20 protein-coding genes are annotated in these 17,333 nt (G+C 52.7%); 19 read left to right on the top strand and 1 reads right to left on the bottom strand.

Annotated elements, in window-relative coordinates; genetic code table 11:
- Positions 1-4 precede the first annotated feature (4 nt).
- Positions 5-268 (bottom strand): 30S ribosomal protein S20, encoded by a 264-nt coding sequence (gene rpsT, locus BQ7397_RS07230; RefSeq protein ID WP_077075435.1) that lies wholly within the window; start codon positions 266-268, stop codon positions 5-7.
- Positions 269-472: 204 nt separating this feature from the next.
- Between rpsT and lepB the strand changes: the two genes are divergently transcribed.
- The 19 genes from lepB to BQ7397_RS07135 all read left to right on the top strand — a co-directional run bounded on the left by lepB (position 473) and on the right by BQ7397_RS07135 (position 17,333).
- Positions 473-976: a signal peptidase I gene (gene lepB / locus BQ7397_RS07225; protein ID WP_077075724.1), complete on the top strand. Its 504-nt coding sequence runs from the start codon at positions 473-475 to the stop codon at positions 974-976.
- 21 nt (positions 977-997) lie between these two features.
- Positions 998-2,806: a translation elongation factor 4 gene (gene lepA, locus BQ7397_RS07220; protein WP_077075434.1), complete on the top strand. Its 1,809-nt coding sequence runs from the start codon at positions 998-1,000 to the stop codon at positions 2,804-2,806.
- Between the two features lie 41 nt (positions 2,807-2,847).
- Positions 2,848-3,978: a radical SAM family heme chaperone HemW gene (hemW, locus tag BQ7397_RS07215; RefSeq protein ID WP_077075433.1), complete on the top strand. Its 1,131-nt coding sequence runs from the start codon at positions 2,848-2,850 to the stop codon at positions 3,976-3,978.
- Positions 3,979-4,169: 191 nt separating this feature from the next.
- Positions 4,170-5,192 (top strand): heat-inducible transcriptional repressor HrcA, encoded by a 1,023-nt coding sequence (hrcA, locus tag BQ7397_RS07210; protein WP_077075432.1) that lies wholly within the window; start codon positions 4,170-4,172, stop codon positions 5,190-5,192.
- An 8-nt stretch (positions 5,193-5,200) separates the two neighbouring features.
- Positions 5,201-5,749, top strand: coding sequence for a nucleotide exchange factor GrpE (gene grpE / locus BQ7397_RS07205; RefSeq protein ID WP_077075431.1), 549 nt, complete (start codon positions 5,201-5,203; stop codon positions 5,747-5,749).
- Between the two features lie 39 nt (positions 5,750-5,788).
- A complete protein-coding gene (gene dnaK, locus BQ7397_RS07200) occupies positions 5,789-7,618 on the top strand; it encodes a molecular chaperone DnaK (protein ID WP_077075430.1) in 1,830 nt (609 codons plus the stop codon).
- 113 nt (positions 7,619-7,731) lie between these two features.
- The gene (dnaJ, locus tag BQ7397_RS07195) at positions 7,732-8,862 is read left to right on the top strand and encodes a molecular chaperone DnaJ (RefSeq protein ID WP_077075429.1); all 1,131 of its coding nucleotides are present in this window, start codon (positions 7,732-7,734) and stop codon (positions 8,860-8,862) included.
- A complete protein-coding gene (gene prmA, locus BQ7397_RS07190; protein WP_077075428.1) occupies positions 8,859-9,773 on the top strand; it encodes a 50S ribosomal protein L11 methyltransferase in 915 nt (304 codons plus the stop codon). Before dnaJ ends, prmA begins: the two co-directional genes overlap by 4 nt.
- On the top strand, positions 9,770-10,504 hold the full coding sequence (locus BQ7397_RS07185) for an RsmE family RNA methyltransferase (RefSeq protein WP_077075427.1): 735 nt from the start codon (positions 9,770-9,772) through the stop codon (positions 10,502-10,504). The genes prmA and BQ7397_RS07185 overlap by 4 nt, the downstream gene beginning before the upstream one ends.
- Positions 10,491-11,813, top strand: coding sequence for a tRNA (N(6)-L-threonylcarbamoyladenosine(37)-C(2))-methylthiotransferase MtaB (gene mtaB / locus BQ7397_RS07180; RefSeq protein WP_077075426.1), 1,323 nt, complete (start codon positions 10,491-10,493; stop codon positions 11,811-11,813). Before BQ7397_RS07185 ends, mtaB begins: the two co-directional genes overlap by 14 nt.
- Positions 11,794-12,132: a histidine triad nucleotide-binding protein gene (locus tag BQ7397_RS07175; RefSeq protein WP_077075425.1), complete on the top strand. Its 339-nt coding sequence runs from the start codon at positions 11,794-11,796 to the stop codon at positions 12,130-12,132. The genes mtaB and BQ7397_RS07175 overlap by 20 nt, the downstream gene beginning before the upstream one ends.
- A 110-nt stretch (positions 12,133-12,242) precedes the next feature.
- Complete coding sequence (rpsU, locus tag BQ7397_RS07170; RefSeq protein WP_068367335.1) at positions 12,243-12,422, top strand: 30S ribosomal protein S21; 180 nt, start codon at positions 12,243-12,245, stop codon at positions 12,420-12,422.
- Positions 12,423-12,438: 16 nt separating this feature from the next.
- Positions 12,439-12,882 carry a GatB/YqeY domain-containing protein gene (locus tag BQ7397_RS07165; protein WP_077075424.1) on the top strand — a complete coding sequence of 148 codons (444 nt, stop codon included), beginning with the start codon at positions 12,439-12,441 and terminating at the stop codon, positions 12,880-12,882.
- 82 nt (positions 12,883-12,964) lie between these two features.
- The gene (locus BQ7397_RS07160) at positions 12,965-13,645 is read left to right on the top strand and encodes an NfeD family protein (RefSeq protein ID WP_077075423.1); all 681 of its coding nucleotides are present in this window, start codon (positions 12,965-12,967) and stop codon (positions 13,643-13,645) included.
- Between the two features lie 85 nt (positions 13,646-13,730).
- The gene (floA, locus tag BQ7397_RS07155) at positions 13,731-14,723 is read left to right on the top strand and encodes a flotillin-like protein FloA (RefSeq protein WP_077075422.1); all 993 of its coding nucleotides are present in this window, start codon (positions 13,731-13,733) and stop codon (positions 14,721-14,723) included.
- Complete coding sequence (locus BQ7397_RS07150; protein ID WP_077075421.1) at positions 14,720-15,157, top strand: hypothetical protein; 438 nt, start codon at positions 14,720-14,722, stop codon at positions 15,155-15,157. The genes floA and BQ7397_RS07150 overlap by 4 nt, the downstream gene beginning before the upstream one ends.
- Before the next feature lie 11 nt (positions 15,158-15,168).
- Positions 15,169-16,185: a PhoH family protein gene (locus tag BQ7397_RS07145; protein ID WP_077075420.1), complete on the top strand. Its 1,017-nt coding sequence runs from the start codon at positions 15,169-15,171 to the stop codon at positions 16,183-16,185.
- Positions 16,178-16,642 (top strand): rRNA maturation RNase YbeY, encoded by a 465-nt coding sequence (ybeY, locus tag BQ7397_RS07140; protein WP_077075419.1) that lies wholly within the window; start codon positions 16,178-16,180, stop codon positions 16,640-16,642. Before BQ7397_RS07145 ends, ybeY begins: the two co-directional genes overlap by 8 nt.
- Positions 16,629-17,333 (top strand): diacylglycerol kinase, encoded by a 705-nt coding sequence (locus tag BQ7397_RS07135; RefSeq protein ID WP_077075418.1) that lies wholly within the window; start codon positions 16,629-16,631, stop codon positions 17,331-17,333. Before ybeY ends, BQ7397_RS07135 begins: the two co-directional genes overlap by 14 nt.

Raw genomic sequence — 17,333 nt, 5'->3', positions numbered from 1 at the left:
TTTTTTAGTTGGCGCGATTTAATTTTTTGGTTAAACGGCTCATGCGACGATCGGCCGCATTTTTGTGAATAACATTTTTCGATGCCGCTTTTTTAAGTTTCTTATCGACAGCGCGGAGGAGAGCTCTCGCTTCGTCGACGTCACCTTTATTAAGAGCTTCTTCAAACTTGCGAACGGAAGTCTTAATGCCGGTCTTAACGGATTTATTGCGCAACGTTTCTTTCTTGGTTGTGCCGATACGCTTAATAGCGGATTTAATATTTGCCATGATTCACCTCCGACTGTGATTTTATCCCTTCGGATACCTTAACTTGTAGAATTTTACCACATGGTCTCCACTTTTGCAAGAAAGGGAGAGAGGAAGTTCATAAAAGATGTAGAAAAATTTTGTTTGTGGTAAAATGAATAGTCAGATTCAAGAAAGGGGAACATTTTGAAGGGAAAAGGAAAATCGTCTTCCACGGCGGTAGAAATGATAAAAATAATAATCATGGCGGTGGTTTTGGCCGTAGTCATCCGCCATTTCATCTTTAACACCACCATGGTCATCGGCCAAAGCATGGAACCCACACTACACGAACGGGAACGGATGATTTGTCTCGTCTTTCCCAATTACTTCTCCGATCCCAAGCGGGGCGACATCGTGATCATCGATGCGCCGGACGAATCGGGAAAGGAATACGTCAAGCGCGTCATCGGCCTGCCCGGTGATCACATCGAAATCTCCGACGGCAAAGTCCACGTCAACGGCGTGGCATTGAAGGAAAATTATACCCACCCGGGGGTTGCCACGGGCACCTACGAGGAAAACACCTGGGACATAAAGGATGGCGAATTTTTCGTCATGGGAGACAATCGCCAAGAGGGTATGTCCATCGACAGCCGCTACTTCGGCCCCGTGGAAAAGAAACACATTCGCTCCCGGGCGGCGCTGCGTTACTATCCCTTTTCGAAATTCACCGTATTCTCTCATTAATGGACGTATAAAGGAGGACCTATGACCGATCGTCAAAAAAATATTCGCAATTTCTCCATTATCGCCCATATCGATCACGGCAAGAGTACATTGGCCGACCGGCTCATAGAAAAGACGGGCATGCTTACGGAGCGGGAAATGGACGCCCAGGTATTGGACTCCATGGCTCTGGAAAAAGAGCGTGGCATTACCATTAAGCTCAAGGCCGTGCGCCTCGTACACGAACGTGACGGCGAGGAGTATATTTTAAATCTTATCGACACCCCCGGTCACGTGGACTTTAACTACGAGGTCTCCCGCTCTTTAGCGGCCTGTGAAGGGGCCCTTTTGGTGGTGGACTGCACCCAGGGGGTGGAGGCACAGACCCTGGCCAATGTGTACTTAGCGCTGGATCAGGACCTGGAGCTGGTGCCGGTGATCAATAAAATCGATCTGCCCTCGGCGCGCGTGGACGAAGTTAAAAAAGAAATCGAAGACATTATCGCCCTGGACACGGAGGACGCCCCCCTGATCAGCGCGAAAAACGGCGTAGGCATCGACGATGTCCTAAACGCCATTATCGATCAGGTGCCGGCACCTTCCGGCGACGCGAAGGGCCCCTTAAAGGCGCTGATCTTCGACTCCATCTACGACAGCTACCGAGGCGTGGTCTGCTATGTACGCATTTTTGACGGCAAGGTCAAAGCCGGCGACCGCATTAAAATGTGGGCCACGGGCAAGGAATTTGAAGTGGTGGAGGTAGGCGTCAATGCCAACGGCAGCATCCCTCTTAAAGAGCTTTCCGCCGGCGACGTCGGCTACATTACGGCGAGCATTAAAAACGTCAAAGAGGCCCGAGTCGGCGACACGATCTACGATCCGAAAAATCCGCCGAAGGAAGCCCTGCCCGGCTACAAAAAAGTCGTGCCCATGGTCTATTCCGGCATCTATCCCGCCGAAGGGGAATCCTACACCGACGTGCGGGACGCTCTGGAAAAGCTGCAGGTCAACGACGCGGCCCTGGTATTCGATGCGGAAACCTCCGTGGCTCTGGGCTTCGGCTTCCGCTGCGGCTTCCTAGGTCTCTTGCACATGGAAATTATTCAAGAGCGGCTGGAGCGGGAATTCGATCTGGACATCATTACCACGGCGCCGTCGGTTATTTACCGCGTGCATACCGTGGACGGTGAGACGGAGGAAATTCAAAACCCGTCGAACCTTCCCGACCCCACCTCCATCGAATCTATGGAAGAGCCCTTCGTGCGGGCGGAAATCATGTCGCCCACCGACTACGTGGGCACCATTATGGAGCTTTGCCAGGATCGACGGGGCCGCTACATCAGCATGGACTATCTGGAAGAGACCCGGGTCATGATTACCTACGAGCTGCCTTTAAACGAAGTCATCTACGATTTCTTTGACGCATTAAAGAGCAAGACCCGCGGCTACGCGTCCTACGACTACGAGCTCATCGGCTACGAGCCCGGCGATCTCGTGAAGATGGACATCCTCATTAACGGGGAGCTGGTGGACGCCTTCTCCCTTATCGTGCACAAGGATAAGGCCTACGAGCGGGGCAGAAAGATTTGCGAGCGCCTCACCGGCGTCATCCCTCGCCATCAATTTGCCGTGCCCATTCAGGCGGCCATCGGCTCGAAAATCATCGCCAGAGAAACCATTCGCGCCGTCAGGAAGGACGTCCTGGCAAAGTGCTACGGCGGCGATATTTCCAGGAAGCGGAAGCTCTTGGAAAAACAAAAAGAGGGCAAGAAGCGCATGCGCTCCATCGGCAATGTGGAAGTGCCTCAAGAAGCATTCCTTGCCGTACTCAAATACGACGAAGACAAATAAGGAAGACGGACCTAAAGGGGTCCGTTTTTTTCGGAGGTTCTATGAAAAAGCCAATGGGCATTTACATCCACGTGCCCTTTTGCGAAAAAAAGTGCGACTACTGCGATTTTTATTCCCTGGCGAAGAAGGGCGACGGGGATTTCGACGACTATGTGGAAAGTCTCTCAAAAGAAATCGATCTGTACGAAGATATTTTGTCCGCCAGAAAAGTGAGCACGGTCTTTTTCGGCGGCGGCACCCCCTCGCTCTTGGGCACGGATCGCCTCCTGCGCATCATGGAAAAGCTGCGCCCCTATTTAGGGGAGGTGAAGGAGATTACCATGGAGGGCAATCCCGAAAGCGTCCTTCGCCTCGACGTGGCAGACTTAATCGACGCCGGCTTCAATCGCTTCAGTATGGGCGTGCAAAGTGCGTCGGACAAGCTGTTGAAAATCATGGGCCGCATTCACGACGTAAAGACCGCCGAGGCCGCCTTCATTCATTTGCGTGAGGGCGGGGCGAAAAACATCAATCTGGATTTTATTTCGTCGGTGCCGGAAGAGAGCATGGAAGATGTGGAGGCGAGCCTCGCCATGATCGAAAAGCTGAATCCCGAGCACGTGAGCCTTTACAGCTTAATCGTGGCGCCGGGCACGGCCTTTGATCGCCGCTACGGAAAAAGCATGGAAGAGAGGGAGGACTTGGATCGCATCCACGTCCACGCCTACGAGAGGGGCCTCGCCGCCATGGGTTATAAGCAATACGAAATTTCTAATTTCGAAAAAGGCGGCCACAAATGCGCCCACAATTTAAATTACTGGCGCTTAGGCGAGTACATCGGCCTTGGCCCCGGCGCCAGCGGTCACATGGACGGGCGGCGGGTGAAAAACATTGAGAGCCTCTCCGCCTATAAAGACGCCTTGGCTCAAGGCCGCGCGCCTATGGGCGAGGAGGAGCACCTCTCGGATATAGATAGAGACAACGAGTACACCATGCTGGGCCTTCGCCTCAACGAAGGGATTTCCTTAAAGGCGCCTCTGCCTTCCGGGGAAAGCTTTGAAGCCGTACACAGGGAGGCCATGGAAAAAAATATTAAGAGCGGCCTGCTTGCCGTCATCGACGATCGCCTGGTGTTGACTAATAGAGGAAGAGATCTCGCAAATCAGGTGGAATTGGATTTCTTTCGACTGTAAAAAAGGGCAAAAAGAAATCGGCCATGAAAATTAAATAGCCCCTTGCTTTGTCACGAAAAGATTCTTCAAAAGGGGAATCTTTTTTTATTTTTAGCAATCGCACTTGACAAGTGCTAAAACCGTGGTATACTTAAACCATAAGCGATTAGCACTCGAATCAAACAAGTGCTAATGCGGAAGGGAGGTATCCGTTGGACAAGAGAAAAATAGAAATTTTAAATCTGATTATCGAGTCCTACATCGCCTCTCCCGTGCCCGTAGGCAGTCGCACCATTTCGAAATCTCCGTCCCTCGCCGTGTCATCGGCGACGATACGGAACGAGATGAGCGATTTGGAAGCGCTGGGCTTTTTGGAAAAGCCACACACTTCCGCCGGGCGCATTCCGTCCGAGGGCGCTTATCGATTTTATGTTGACGAATTGATTCCCGAGATCGACTACCCGAATTCTCTCGTGGACTATTTCGAAAACGCCATGCCCATGGAGCTTTACGGCACGAGGGATTTTTATTCCACCGCCGTGGAAGCTCTGGCCGATTACACGGAGAACTTGGCATTGATGATGATGCCGAGAAAGAGCGACCGGAGACTTAAGTATCTGGATCTCGTTCCCGTAAACGACCATATGGTCATGCTTTTAATCGTCGGCGACCGCGGTGTCGTCGTCAAGCGCATGATCGACCTGGGCTTCGGCGTGGACGAGGAGGAGCTGAGCTACGTTTCAGGCGTCCTGTCCGATGCCTTCGTAGGCACGCCCTTCGATGCCATCGACGGCGTGAAGTTCGTCCTCTCAGGCGAGCTGGTTCGCTACGAAATCTTCGTGCTGCAAATCACGGAGATCCTATCCTCCGTCATTCACGCGGTGGAAGAGGTGGACGTGGTCATCAGCGGCGTGGGCCATCTGCTTCGCTACGAGGAATTTCAAGATCCCCATCGCATGAAATCCATGATGGATTACGTGCGGGACAAGGCGAATCTTTTGCGGCTCTTTCATCCCATGGCCACAGACGAAGCCATACGGTTTCGCATCGGCTCGGAAAACAAAGAGAAGAGCATGAAGAACAACAGCTTAATCAGTCGGATCTATCCGATCAACGGCACCGATCGAGGCGGAATCGCATTGATCGGACCGGTGCGGATGAATTATAGAAAGTCGGCAAATTCTCTTATGGCATTTACCGATGCACTGTCGAAAAGACTTGGGAAGGAACGTTGAGGTGAGAAGTGGTAGTAAAAAATAACAAAGAACCGAAGGATATGGATCCTCGGGAAGAAAATGAAGAAATGGAACAAACCGTTGAGACCGATGAAGCGGCAAAGGCCGACGTCGGCGAAGCGACGCCGGAAACGGATGAACGCTTGGCGGAACTCGAAGATCGCTACCTGCGTCTGCAGGCGGATTACAGCAATTTCCGCAGACGTAGCGGCGAAGAAAAGCAGCAGATGCATCTCTTGGGCATGGAAAAGCTGGCCCTGGACATTCTGCCGGTGCTGGACAATTTCGAGCGCGCCCTGGCTACTGACGAAGTGAAGGACGAAAAGTTTTACGAAGGCATGAAAATGATCGCCGATCAGTTCCGAGGGGAGTTGGCGAAAAACGACATCGTAGAGATCGACGCGCTGAATGCGCCCTTCGATCCCAATTTACATCACGCCGTCATGACTGAAGAAAAAGAAGGCGTGGAATCCGGCGTGGTCATCGACGTCCTGCAAAAGGGCTACAAGATTAAAGACCGCGTCATCCGACCGAGTATGGTCAAGGTCTCAAAATAATATAGATTAAAAAAAACGTACATTTTAGGAGGAAACAAAATGGCAAAAATTATTGGTATTGACTTAGGTACAACGAACTCCGCCGTCGCCGTTATGGAAGGCGGACAATCGACGATTATCCCGAACATCGAAGGCAACCGGACGACCCCGTCCATCGTGGCATTCACCAAAGACGGCGAACGCCTCGTCGGTGAAACGGCAAAGCGTCAAGCCATCACCAACCCGGACAGAACCGTATCGTCCATCAAGAGAGAAATGGGCAGCGATCACAAAGTCACCATCGACGGAAAAGATTACTCGCCCCAAGAAATCTCGGCCATGATTTTACAAAAATTAAAATCCGACGCCGAAAGCTATTTAGGCGAAACCATTACCGAAGCGGTTATCACCGTTCCCGCATACTTTACCGACGCCCAACGTCAAGCGACGAAAGACGCCGGACGTATTGCAGGCTTGGATGTTAAGCGTATCGTCAACGAACCGACGGCAGCCGCTCTCGCTTACGGCGAAGACAAGGACACGGATTCCAGCATGGTTATGATCTACGACTTAGGTGGCGGCACCTTCGACGTGTCCATCCTGGAACTGTCCGACGGCGTCTTCGAAGTACAATCCACGCGCGGCAACAATAGATTAGGCGGCGACGACTTCGACGCAAAGGTCATCGACTGGATCGCCGAAAGCTTCAAGAAAGAAAACGGCGTCGACTTAAAGGCCGACCGCATGAGCTTGCAACGTTTGAAAGAAGCGGCAGAAAAGGCGAAGAAAGAACTTTCTTCCACTATGAGCACCAACATTAACCTGCCCTTCATTACGGCAACGGCTGAAGGCCCCTTGCACTTGAACATGGACCTGACCCGCGCGAAATTCGACGAATTAACCGCCGACCTCGTAAAGAAAACCGAAGGTCCCGTTATGGAAGCATTGAAGGATGCCAACATTTCCGCATCGGACATCGACAAGGTCCTGTTGGTAGGCGGCTCCACCCGTATCCCCGCCGTACAAAGCTTGGTTAAGAACCTTATCGGCAAGGATCCCCAAAAAGACATTAACCCCGACGAATGTGTCGCCTTAGGCGCTGCCATCCAAGCCGGTGTATTAAGCGGCGATGTTAAGGACTTGCTTCTCTTAGACGTTACGCCCCTTTCCTTAGGGATCGAAACCATGGGCAGCGTCACCACCCGCTTAATCGAACGCAATACCACCATCCCCACGAAGAAGAGCCAAATCTTTACGACGGCCGCCGACAATCAAACCAGCGTCGATATCCACGTCCTTCAAGGGGAACGTCAAATGGCACAAGATAATGTGACCTTGGGTCGCTTCCAATTAGACGGCATCGCACCGGCTCGCCGCGGCGTACCTCAAATCGAAGTCACCTTCGACATCGACGCCAACGGCATCGTCAACGTCAGCGCCAAAGACTTAGGCACCGGCAAGGAACAACACATTACCATTACCTCTTCGTCCAACCTGACGGAAGATGAAATCAAGGAAAAAGTTCGCGAAGCCGAAGTTCACGCCGAAGAAGACAAGAAGAAAAAAGAAGCTATCGAAATTAAAAACAACGCCGATTCCGTGATCTACGCTTCGGAAAACGCACTGAAAGAAGTCGACGGCAAAATCTCCGACGCCGACAAGAAAAAGGTGGAAGATGCCATCGAAGACTTAAAGAGCGTCAAGGATACGGACGATCTCGACGCCATCAAGGCCAAGACCGAAGCGCTTCAAACGGCTTTCCAATCGGTATCGGAAGAACTTTATAAACAAGCCCAAGCGCAAGGAAACGCACAAGGCGATGAAGCCAAGGCCGACGACGATGTAGTCGATGCAGACTACGAAGTAGTCGACGATGAAGACGATAAGTAATCAATTGGGCAAAAAGGGCACTTCGGTGCTCTTTTTTTGTTTTAGAATCTTTTAAAGTCGCCGCGGATAGGGTATGATATCACTATTTGAGCGAAGAGAAAGAGATGGTATCTATGAGAGATTTTTATGAGATTTTAGAGATCGAGCGTACCGCCACCTCGGCGGAGATAAAAAAAGCCTATCGCAAAAAGGCGAAGCAGTACCACCCGGACCTGCACCCGGGGGACGACGAGGCGGAACATAAATTTAAGGAAGTAAACCTGGCCTACGAAGTCTTAAGCGACGAAACGAAGCGGCGCACCTACGACGTCTACGGCGAAGAAGGCATTAAGAACGACTACGCCTCCGGCGGCGGGGGATTCAGCGGCGGCTTCGGCGATATTTTCGGCGACCTATTCGACATGTTCGGCGGGGGCTTCGGCGCGAATTTTTCCGGCGGCAATCAAGCCAAGGCGCCCAGAGACGGCGCCCACATTCGCTACGATATCAATTTAACCTTTAAAGAAGCGGTGTTCGGCACGGAAAAAGATATTCAGATTCGCCGTACGGAAAACTGCTCCCATTGCCACGGCACCGGCGCCGAGGACGAGAGCAAGGTCCACACTTGCGAAACCTGCGGCGGCAGCGGCCAGGTGCGCCAATCCACCTCGTCGGCCTTCGGCCGCTTTATGCGCGTGGTGCCCTGTAACACCTGCGGCGGTACGGGGACCGTCATCGAAGAGCCCTGCAAGCACTGCAAGGGCAGCGGCAAGGAGACGGTAAGCAGAACCCTTCATTTGCGCATTCCCGCCGGCGTCGACGATCAAAGCGTCATGACCATGGCTGGGGAAGGCCACGCCGGTGACAACGGCGGCCAAGCGGGCACGGTGTACGTCTATCTCCACGTGGAAGAGGACGAGATCTTTACCCGCCGCGGCAATAATTTATACGTAGAGATTCCCATTCGCTACGAAGACGCCGTCTTAGGCGGCACCATTAAGGTTCCTACGTTGAAGGAAATCGTCGATTACGACATTCCCGCCGGCACGCAAAGCGGCGAAAACTTCCGCATCAAAGGGGAAGGGGTGCCCTTCCTTCGTCGAAAGGGCGCCGGGGATTTGATCTTTATGGTGAAAATTCTCGTGCCGACGAAAGTATCCGACGAGGAGCGGGAGCTTTTGGAACAGCTGCGCAGCGAAGTAGGAAACAAAAAGACCGAGCAGGAAAAGGGATTTTTACAAAAACTAAAGGACTTTTTTGAATGATACAATACCACATGCTGAAACTCACCGGGGAACGGGCGCGGCAAGATGAAGGGGAGACCCTCTTTCAGTCCATGGGCGTGGACAGCTACGAAGTGATTTCTCCGGAAGCCATCGACAATTTAAAAGAAGGCGCCTTTATTTGGGACTGCATCGACGAGGATTTGCTTCAGGTTCCGTCGGATGTATTTGAATTAAAGGCTTATTTCGATGCCTCCCAATTAGATGAAATGGACGAATTGTTAAAGGCGGCTCGCGACCTGGGCTTTTCGGCGGAAACGGAAGCCGTGGCCGATCAGGATTGGGCCAACGACTGGAAGCGCTACTTCCATCCCATTGCCATCGACGAGGGGCTTTCCATCGTGCCGAGCTGGGAAGATTACGATGCTCGGGAGGGCGAAAAAATTCTGCAACTGGATCCCGGCATGGCCTTCGGCAGCGGCAATCACGCCACCAGCTTTCTCTGCTCTCGCTATTTGCGCCACTACGTGAAGCTCGGGGATTCGGTCATCGACATCGGCTGCGGCAGCGGCATTTTGTCCCTGGTGGCCGTGGCCTCGGGGGCCGGGAGAGTCATCGCCGGGGATCTGGATCCCCAGTGTATCGAAGCCACAAAGAACAACGCGGCGAAAAATCAAATGGAGGATAAGATCGACGTGCGCCTCGGCGATCTCTTTCAGGTGGTGAAGGAAGAAGCCGACGTGGTGGTGAGCAATATCTTCGCCGAAGTGATTATCGGTATGGCAAGTGACGTGTATTCTCACGTGAAGCCCGGGGGCATTTACATCGCATCGGGAATTTTAAAAGAAAAGCTGGAGGATGTAAAAGCCGCCTTGGCAAAGGAAGGCTTTGTTATTCTCGAAAGCGAAACCGACGGCGACTGGTCGGCCATTGCGGCGAGGCGATCGGCATGAGGCATTTTTTTGTAGAGGACTTGCCTACCGTCGGCGAGCTCGCGGCATTAAAGGCCGAGGACAGCGACCACCTGCTCCGCGTGCTCAGGGCAAAGGAGGGCGACGAAATCCAAATCGCTTGGAACGAAAGTCTTTACCGCGGCATGCTTGAGATCATCGGCAACCGCGCCTTTGTGCGGGTGGAAGAGGCTCTGGCGAGGGAAGAGGAACAGGCGCAGCTGATTTTGGCTCAGGGCGTGGGGAAGAATCAAAAGACGGAGACCGTGCTGAAGCACGCCACGGAATGCGGCATCGACGGCTTCGTTCCCCTGCAGATGGATCGCTCCGTCTCCAATCTTTCGAAGAAGTACGAGGGCAAAAAGGCCCGCTTCGAAAAAATCGCCCAAGAGGCGGCGAAGCAATCTAACAGGCGCCGCGTGCCGGATGTCGGCGAGCTTCTTACCGTGGACGAGCTCGTCGAGGGAGCGGAGCCTGACGATCTCCTCGTCGTCTGTTACGAGGGGGAGGCCGCCGTGGAAATCGAAGATGCGGATCTGTCTAGTGCCAAGAGAATCTATCTGATCATCGGCCCGGAAGGGGGCTTTTCCGAAAGGGAAGTCGATCTACTGGAAGAAGCAAAGGCCGCCTTCGTCACCATGGGCGAGCGGATATTACGAACGGAGACGGCAGGCGTGGTGGCATCCTATGTGATGAAGCGAAAAATAGAAAGGGGTGTTCATGGGGCGATTTAAAACCTATACATTGGGCTGCAAGGTCAATCAATACGAAACGGAAGCCGTCGAGGAAATGCTCGAAAAAGAAGGCTATATCCACGACGATTCCATGGACGTGGATCTCGCCATCATTAACACCTGCACGGTGACCAACGAGAGCGATAGGAAGAGCCGCCAGATTATTCGTCGGCACAAGCGGGAGAATCCTCATTGCAAAGTGGTGGTACTGGGCTGCTACGCCCAGGTGTCCGCCGAAGAAGTGGCGAAAATCGAAGGCGTGGATTTGGTCTTAGGCACGAAAGATCGCGCCGCCCTTCCCGGCTATATCGACGCGCTCTTTCAGGGGGCGGAGCAGATCGTCCACGTCAGGGCTCACGAGCAGGGCGAGGACTTCGAGCATTTAAAGATCAAAGAAATCGAAGACCACACCCGTGCCTACATGAAGGTGCAGGACGGCTGCAATCAATACTGCTCCTACTGCATCATTCCCTACGCCCGGGGCTTTATCCGCTCCCGGGACATGGCCGATGCCACAGAGGAGGCGAAGCGCCTCGCCGAAAGCGGCTTTAAAGAAATCGTCTTGACGGGGATTCACGTGGGCAGCTACGGAAAAGATCTGTCGGAGGATGTGTCCCTCATCGATCTCATCGAAGCCATGGACCGGGTGGAAGGGATCGAGCGGATTCGCCTCTCCTCCATCGAGCCCATGACCATTACCGACGATTTTTTAGATCGGGTGGCGAAGCTGAAAAGCTTTATGCCCCATTTCCATTTGTCTCTTCAAAGCGGCGCTGAAAAAACCTTGCGGGAGATGAACCGCAACTACAGCCCCGAGGAGTATCGTGACACGGTGCGGCGCATTCGGCGCGTCTTTCCCGATGTGGGACTGACCACCGACGTCATCGTGGGCTTTCCTGGAGAAGGGGAAGAGGATTTTCAAGAGAGCCTGGACTTCGTCGAGGAGATGGGCTTTTCGCGGCTCCACGTCTTTCCCTACAGTATGAGGAAAAATACGCCTGCTGCTAAGAGGACGGATCAAATTCCCGGTCCCGTAAAAAAAGAGCGGGCCGCACGCATGATCGCCCTCGGGGACAAGCTGGCATCGGATTTCGTGAAGGAGAGAATCGGCAAGACCTATCCCGTGCTTTTCGAAGAGAAGAAAGACGGCAAGAACTACGGCTATACGCCGAACTACATTTACATGGCCGTAGAGGGAAAAGAAGATCTGAGAAACACCCTGCAATATGTTACAATTGAGGGAGAAAGCGGCGGTGAGATCACCGGCCGAATCAGAAAGGAGCATGCGAATGGATTGTCTGTTCTGTAAGATCATCGAAGGCGAAATTCCTTCCCAATGTTTGTACGAAGATGACAAGATCTATGTCTTTAAAGACATCGATCCCCAAGCCCCGGTTCACTTTTTGGTGATTCCGAAAAAACACATCGACTCACTGGACACCGTGGACGATGAAGACGGCGAATTAATCGGTTACGTCTTCAAAAAAATTCGCGACCTGGCTAAGGAGCAAGGCCTGAAGGACGGCTACCGCGTCGTCAATAATATCGGCGAAGACGGCGGCCAATCGGTAAAACACATGCACTTCCACGTCTTAGGCGGCCGCAGTTTGCAATGGCCACCGGGTTGATCCTTGAAAAACCTTAGTTTTGTTGAATTCGCCTCCCGAAACGTGTATAATAGTTAAGAATTTAGTCGAAAAGGCTATTCACTCTTTTCAAAAAGAGGGGAGGGGAAATCATGTCGGAAATCCGCGTTGGAGAAAACGAGTCTTTAGAATCTGCCTTAAAAAGATTTAAAAGACAATGTGCTTCCAGTGGTGTTTTGAAAGAAGTTCGCAAGCGCGAACACTACGAAAAACCCAGTGTAAAGCGTAAGAAAAAATCTGAGGAAGCACGTAGAAAAAAACGTAAATACTAATTGAGAAGGTGTTAATTTGTCTTTAAAAGAAACCTTAATGCAGGATTTAAAAACTGCAATGAAGACGAAGGATAAGAGAACGAAGGATACGATCACTTTAGTGCGCGCCGCCATTAAACAAAAAGAGGTGGACGATCGCGTCGAGCTAGACGACGACGGCGTACTCAAGGTACTCGCCAAAGAAATCAAGGAACGTCGGGGAAGCATCGAAGAATTCGAAAAAGGCGGCCGCGACGACTTGGTTGAAAGCACAAAGGCGGAAATCGACGTTCTCATGAAATACATGCCCGAACAATTATCGGAAGAAGAGCTCGAAAAGTTGATTCGCCAAGTGATGGAAGAAAACAACATCACGGAGAAAAAACAAATGGGTCTTCTCATGAAAAACATTATGCCGAAGGTACAAGGATGTGCCGACGGCAAAGCGGTTAACGCCATCGTCAATCGCATTTTAAATTAAAGTAACCCGGAGAGCGCCTCCGGGTTATTTTCGATTACATGGCAATTTCCTCGGGTATAATTGTATCAGGAGGTGTGTGGGTATGAAGGCTCTCTTGGCGAGCTTAGGCACTTATTTTGCGACGACGCCGACTTACGGCACGGGGGCTGCGGCCGATATCTTGCCGTGGCTGCGCTCGGCGCTGGTTATAATCGGTTTAGCGAGCTTTACCTACGCCCTTTTTTCGAAAGAGTTTTCCAAAAGCTGGATCTTCGGCACCGCCGCACTGCTTATTTATTTCCTTACGGGAATTTTCGTCGGCGGAGCCTCCGTCGTCACTTTGCTTTTGTGTTTAGTCGGCGGCATTCTTATGCTTGTCGAGGCCATCGTGCCGGGCTTCGGCGTCGCGGGCATCAGCGGCATCGTCCTGTTTTTCCTTTCCCTGGCTCTTGCCATGGACGGCGGGATTCAAGCCGTACTTACTTTTGTTCTCTCCGCCGTCATCGTTCTGGTTATGGCTCGCGGTCTGTGGGAAAAGGGCGAAGGCCTGCCCGTGGTCCGGAAGCTTATGGGCGAAAGCCCGGCCTTAACAAAAAAGCCTTTGGCTCTGAAGGTGGGGGATGTGGGCTATTCCAGAACCCAGCTTCGCCCCGAAGGCATCGGCGAATTTAACGGCGAGGAAATCACCGTACACTCCGCCGGCCCTTTAATCGAAGGCCACCGCAAAATCGAAATCGTGGCTATTCGCGGCCGAAGCGTCAGCGTCAGAGCCGTGGGGGAATAATTTTTCGCCCGCACTTTTTTTAAATCGAAATGAAACGCAATGATAAAACCAATTTATAACAAATCATTCCTCGGGAGGTAATCGAATGGGAATCGGATCCGTCTTAGGCATACTGCTCGCTATTGTGGTGGTCGTCTTTCTCTTTGTTATTTTGACCATGGTCCCTATCGGCCTTTGGGTCACGGCGTTTTTCTCCGGCGTGAAAGTACGAATGACCGATTTGATCGGCATGCGGCTGCGTCGTGTCAGACCGCGGCGTATCGTCAATCCTATGATTAAGGCCACAAAGGCCGGCATGGGCTTAAATATTTCGTCCGTGGAAGGCCACTACCTGGCCGGCGGCAATGTGGATGCCGTGGTGGACGCCTTAATCGCTGCTCAGCGCGCCGACATTCAGTTGAACTTTGAAGAGGCCGCCGCCATCGATTTGGCGGGCCGCGACGTTTTGGAAGCGGTACAGGTGAGCGTCAATCCGAAGGTCATCGAGACGCCGAAAATTTCCGCTGTGGCACAGGACGGCATCGAAGTCTTGGTCATCGCCAAGGTCACCGTCAGAGCCAATATCGACCGCCTCGTCGGCGGGGCAGGGGAAGAAACCATTATCGCCCGTGTCGGCGAAGGCATCGTCACCACCGTGGGCTCCTCGAGAACTTATAAGGAAGTCTTAGAAAACCCGGACAATATTTCCCGCGTCGTTTTGGACAAGGGATTGGATTCCGGCACGGCCTACGAAATTTTATCCATCGACATTGCCGATGTGGACGTGGCGCGAAACATCGGCGCCCGTTTGCAAACGGACCAGGCGGAAGCGGACAAGCGCATCGCCGAAGCGAAGGCGTCGGAACGCCGTTCCATGGCCATCGCCAGGGAACAGGAAATGCGTGCGGAAGTGGAAGCCATGCACGCCCGCGTCGTGGAAGCTCAATCGGAAGTGCCCAAGGCCTTGGCGGAAGCATTGAAATCCGGCAAACTTTCCGTGGGCGGCTATTACGAGCTTGAAAATTTAAAGAGCGACACGGCCATGCGTGAAGCCATCGCTGGCGGCGACAAAAAGAAATCCGACGAGGCCCGTGAATGAACGGTCTTCTAACCCTTCTTCTCATAGCCGCCTACGGCTTGATCAGAAGCCGTATGGGGCAAAGACGTCGCGGCGAGGGGAATCATAAGAATCATAAACGGCGGGAGCCGGATTACAAGACCCTGCCCTTTGAGGTGCAGCATGCCATTAAAGAATTTCAACAGCCCGAGAAAAACACAGCGAAAAAGAAAACTCAGAGGCATATAAGCGAGGGCTCGAAACAGAAGCGGCAAATGAGCGATGCGGCCCTTCAAAAGGCCACAGAGGACGCCCTAGAGGCCGAGAAGGCCATGGAAAGTACCGTGGAGCCGGTCAAGCCGGAAGCGGAAGAGAAAAAGCCATCGCCCTTTGCCGTTATCGAGGGATTCGACGAGGCCTACCGGCCGTTTATCTACAGTGAAGTATTCAGCAAACCCAAGTGTAAGCGTAAGTAAAGGAGACGTTTTTGCAAGATCAATTAGTAATCGGCATTAGTGAACCCAAGGTGTTAAAGGAATTGTTCGGCCATTTGGACGAGCATACGAAAATGATCGAGGAGGCCTTTTCCGTGCACATCCGTCAGGAAGACGACGGTCTCACGGTAAAGGGCGAGGAACGTCCCGTAAGACAGGCGGGCATCGTCCTGCAAAATTTAATCGAGGCCATTCACAAGCAAAAGCGGGTGGACAAAAAAGACGTGGCCTACAGCATCGACTTGGTTCGGGCGGGCATCGAAGACAGCTTCACCTCTCTCCTGGACGACGTCATCGTCTACACGGAAATGGGCCGTCCCATTCGTCCGAAGACCTTGGGGCAGAAGCGCTACTTAGATGCCATTCGCAGCCACGACGTGGTCTTCGGCATCGGCCCCGCCGGTACGGGGAAGACCTACATCGCCATGGCCAATGCGGTGAAGGCCTTTAAGGAAAAAGAGGTAAACCGCATCATCCTTACCCGCCCCGCCGTGGAAGCCGGGGAGAGCCTGGGCTTTTTGCCCGGGGATTTGCAGATGAAGGTGGATCCCTATCTTCGTCCTCTCTACGACGCTCTCTTTGAAATTTTGGGTCAGGACGCCTTTCAAAAGTACCTGGAGAAGGGTCTTATCGAAGTGGCTCCCTTGGCCTACATGCGGGGCCGCACTTTGGACAATGCCTATGTCATTTTAGACGAGGCGCAAAACTCCACCAACGAGCAGATGAAAATGTTTTTGACCCGACTGGGCTACGGCTCCAAGGCCATTATTACCGGGGACGTGACGCAAATCGACTTGCCTCGAGGCAAGCAGTCGGGTCTGAAGACGGTAATGAAAATTTTAGACGGGGTCAAGGGCATCGAAATAATTCGCCTGGGCAGAAACGACATCGTGCGCCATCCCTTGGTGCAACGAATCATCGACGCCTACGATCGCTTCGACAGGGAAAAGGAAAAACAGGCGGCCGACGAGCCGGACAAGAAGGACAAAAAGGATAAGTCCCATGACTGAGCTTAGCCTTTATATGGACGACCGGCAGGAGACCATCGCCTTATCCGACGAGGACAGGGAGTTGATCGAGAAGCTGATCTCCTTCGTCGTTCCTAAAATCGCAGAGGAAGCCGAGGTGGAGGTGTCCGTCAGCTTTGTAGAAGACGAAGAGATCCGTCGACTGAACCGGGATTTTCGCGGCGTGGACAAAACCACGGACGTTTTGAGCTTTCCCATGGATGAGGCTTACGGCGACTACAGAAATTTAGGCGATGTGATCATAAATACCCGCAGGGTTCAAGAGCAGGCCGAGGATTTCGGCCACAGCTATCGCCGGGAACTCACCTACTTAACGGTGCACAGCCTGCTCCATTTGGTGGGCTACGATCACGAGGAGCCGGATGAAAAGGCGGCCATGCGGGAAATGGAAGAAAAGCTTCTGGCGGCTTTTGAAGGGGAAGAATATGAAGCGCGGTAATTTTATTAAATCCTTTAACTTTGCCGTACAGGGCATCGTCAGCTCCATTCATTCGGAGCGGAACATGAAATTTCATTACGTGGCGGCACTGGGCGTCATCGCCTTCAGCCTTTTATTTAACCTGTCCCGCATCGAATTTATCGCCCTGCTCTTTGCGGTGACCTTCGTCATCGTCTCAGAGCTGTTTAACACGGCCATCGAGCGCACCGTGGACATGGTTACCCAGGAATACCACCCTATGGCGAAGCTGGTCAAAGACATCAGCGCCGGGGCGGTGCTTCTGGCGGGCATTAACGCGGCGGTGACGGGCTATTTGCTTTTCTTCGATCGGATCATTTCCTTTTCCGACGTGGTTTTGGTGCGAATTAAAAACTCCGGGCCCCATCTGACCTTTGTGGCCATTATTATCGTCTTGATTTTGACCGTGGGCGCCAAGCTTTACAATCGGGAAAGCGGCGGCAGTTACTTTCAAGGCGGCGCCGTCAGCGGCCACTCGGCCCTTGCTTTTTGCATGGCGGCCTCCATTACCTTTATTTCCATGAACGGATTTATCGCCGCCCTCGCCTTTGGCCTGGCCTTTTTGGTGGCGGAAAGCCGTATCGAAGGGGAAATACATAAGCCCATAGAAACCGTGGCGGGGGCGATCCTGGGCATTGCCGTCGCCGCCATTATATTTGTATGGATGGGATAA

It is taken from the genome of Aedoeadaptatus urinae (genome assembly GCF_900155585.1).
In the GTDB taxonomy this organism is placed as follows: Bacteria; Bacillota; Clostridia; order Tissierellales; family Peptoniphilaceae; genus Aedoeadaptatus; species Aedoeadaptatus urinae.
The sequence above is the reverse complement of the archived record's forward strand: the minus strand, read 5'-3'. Positions and strand labels throughout refer to the sequence as shown.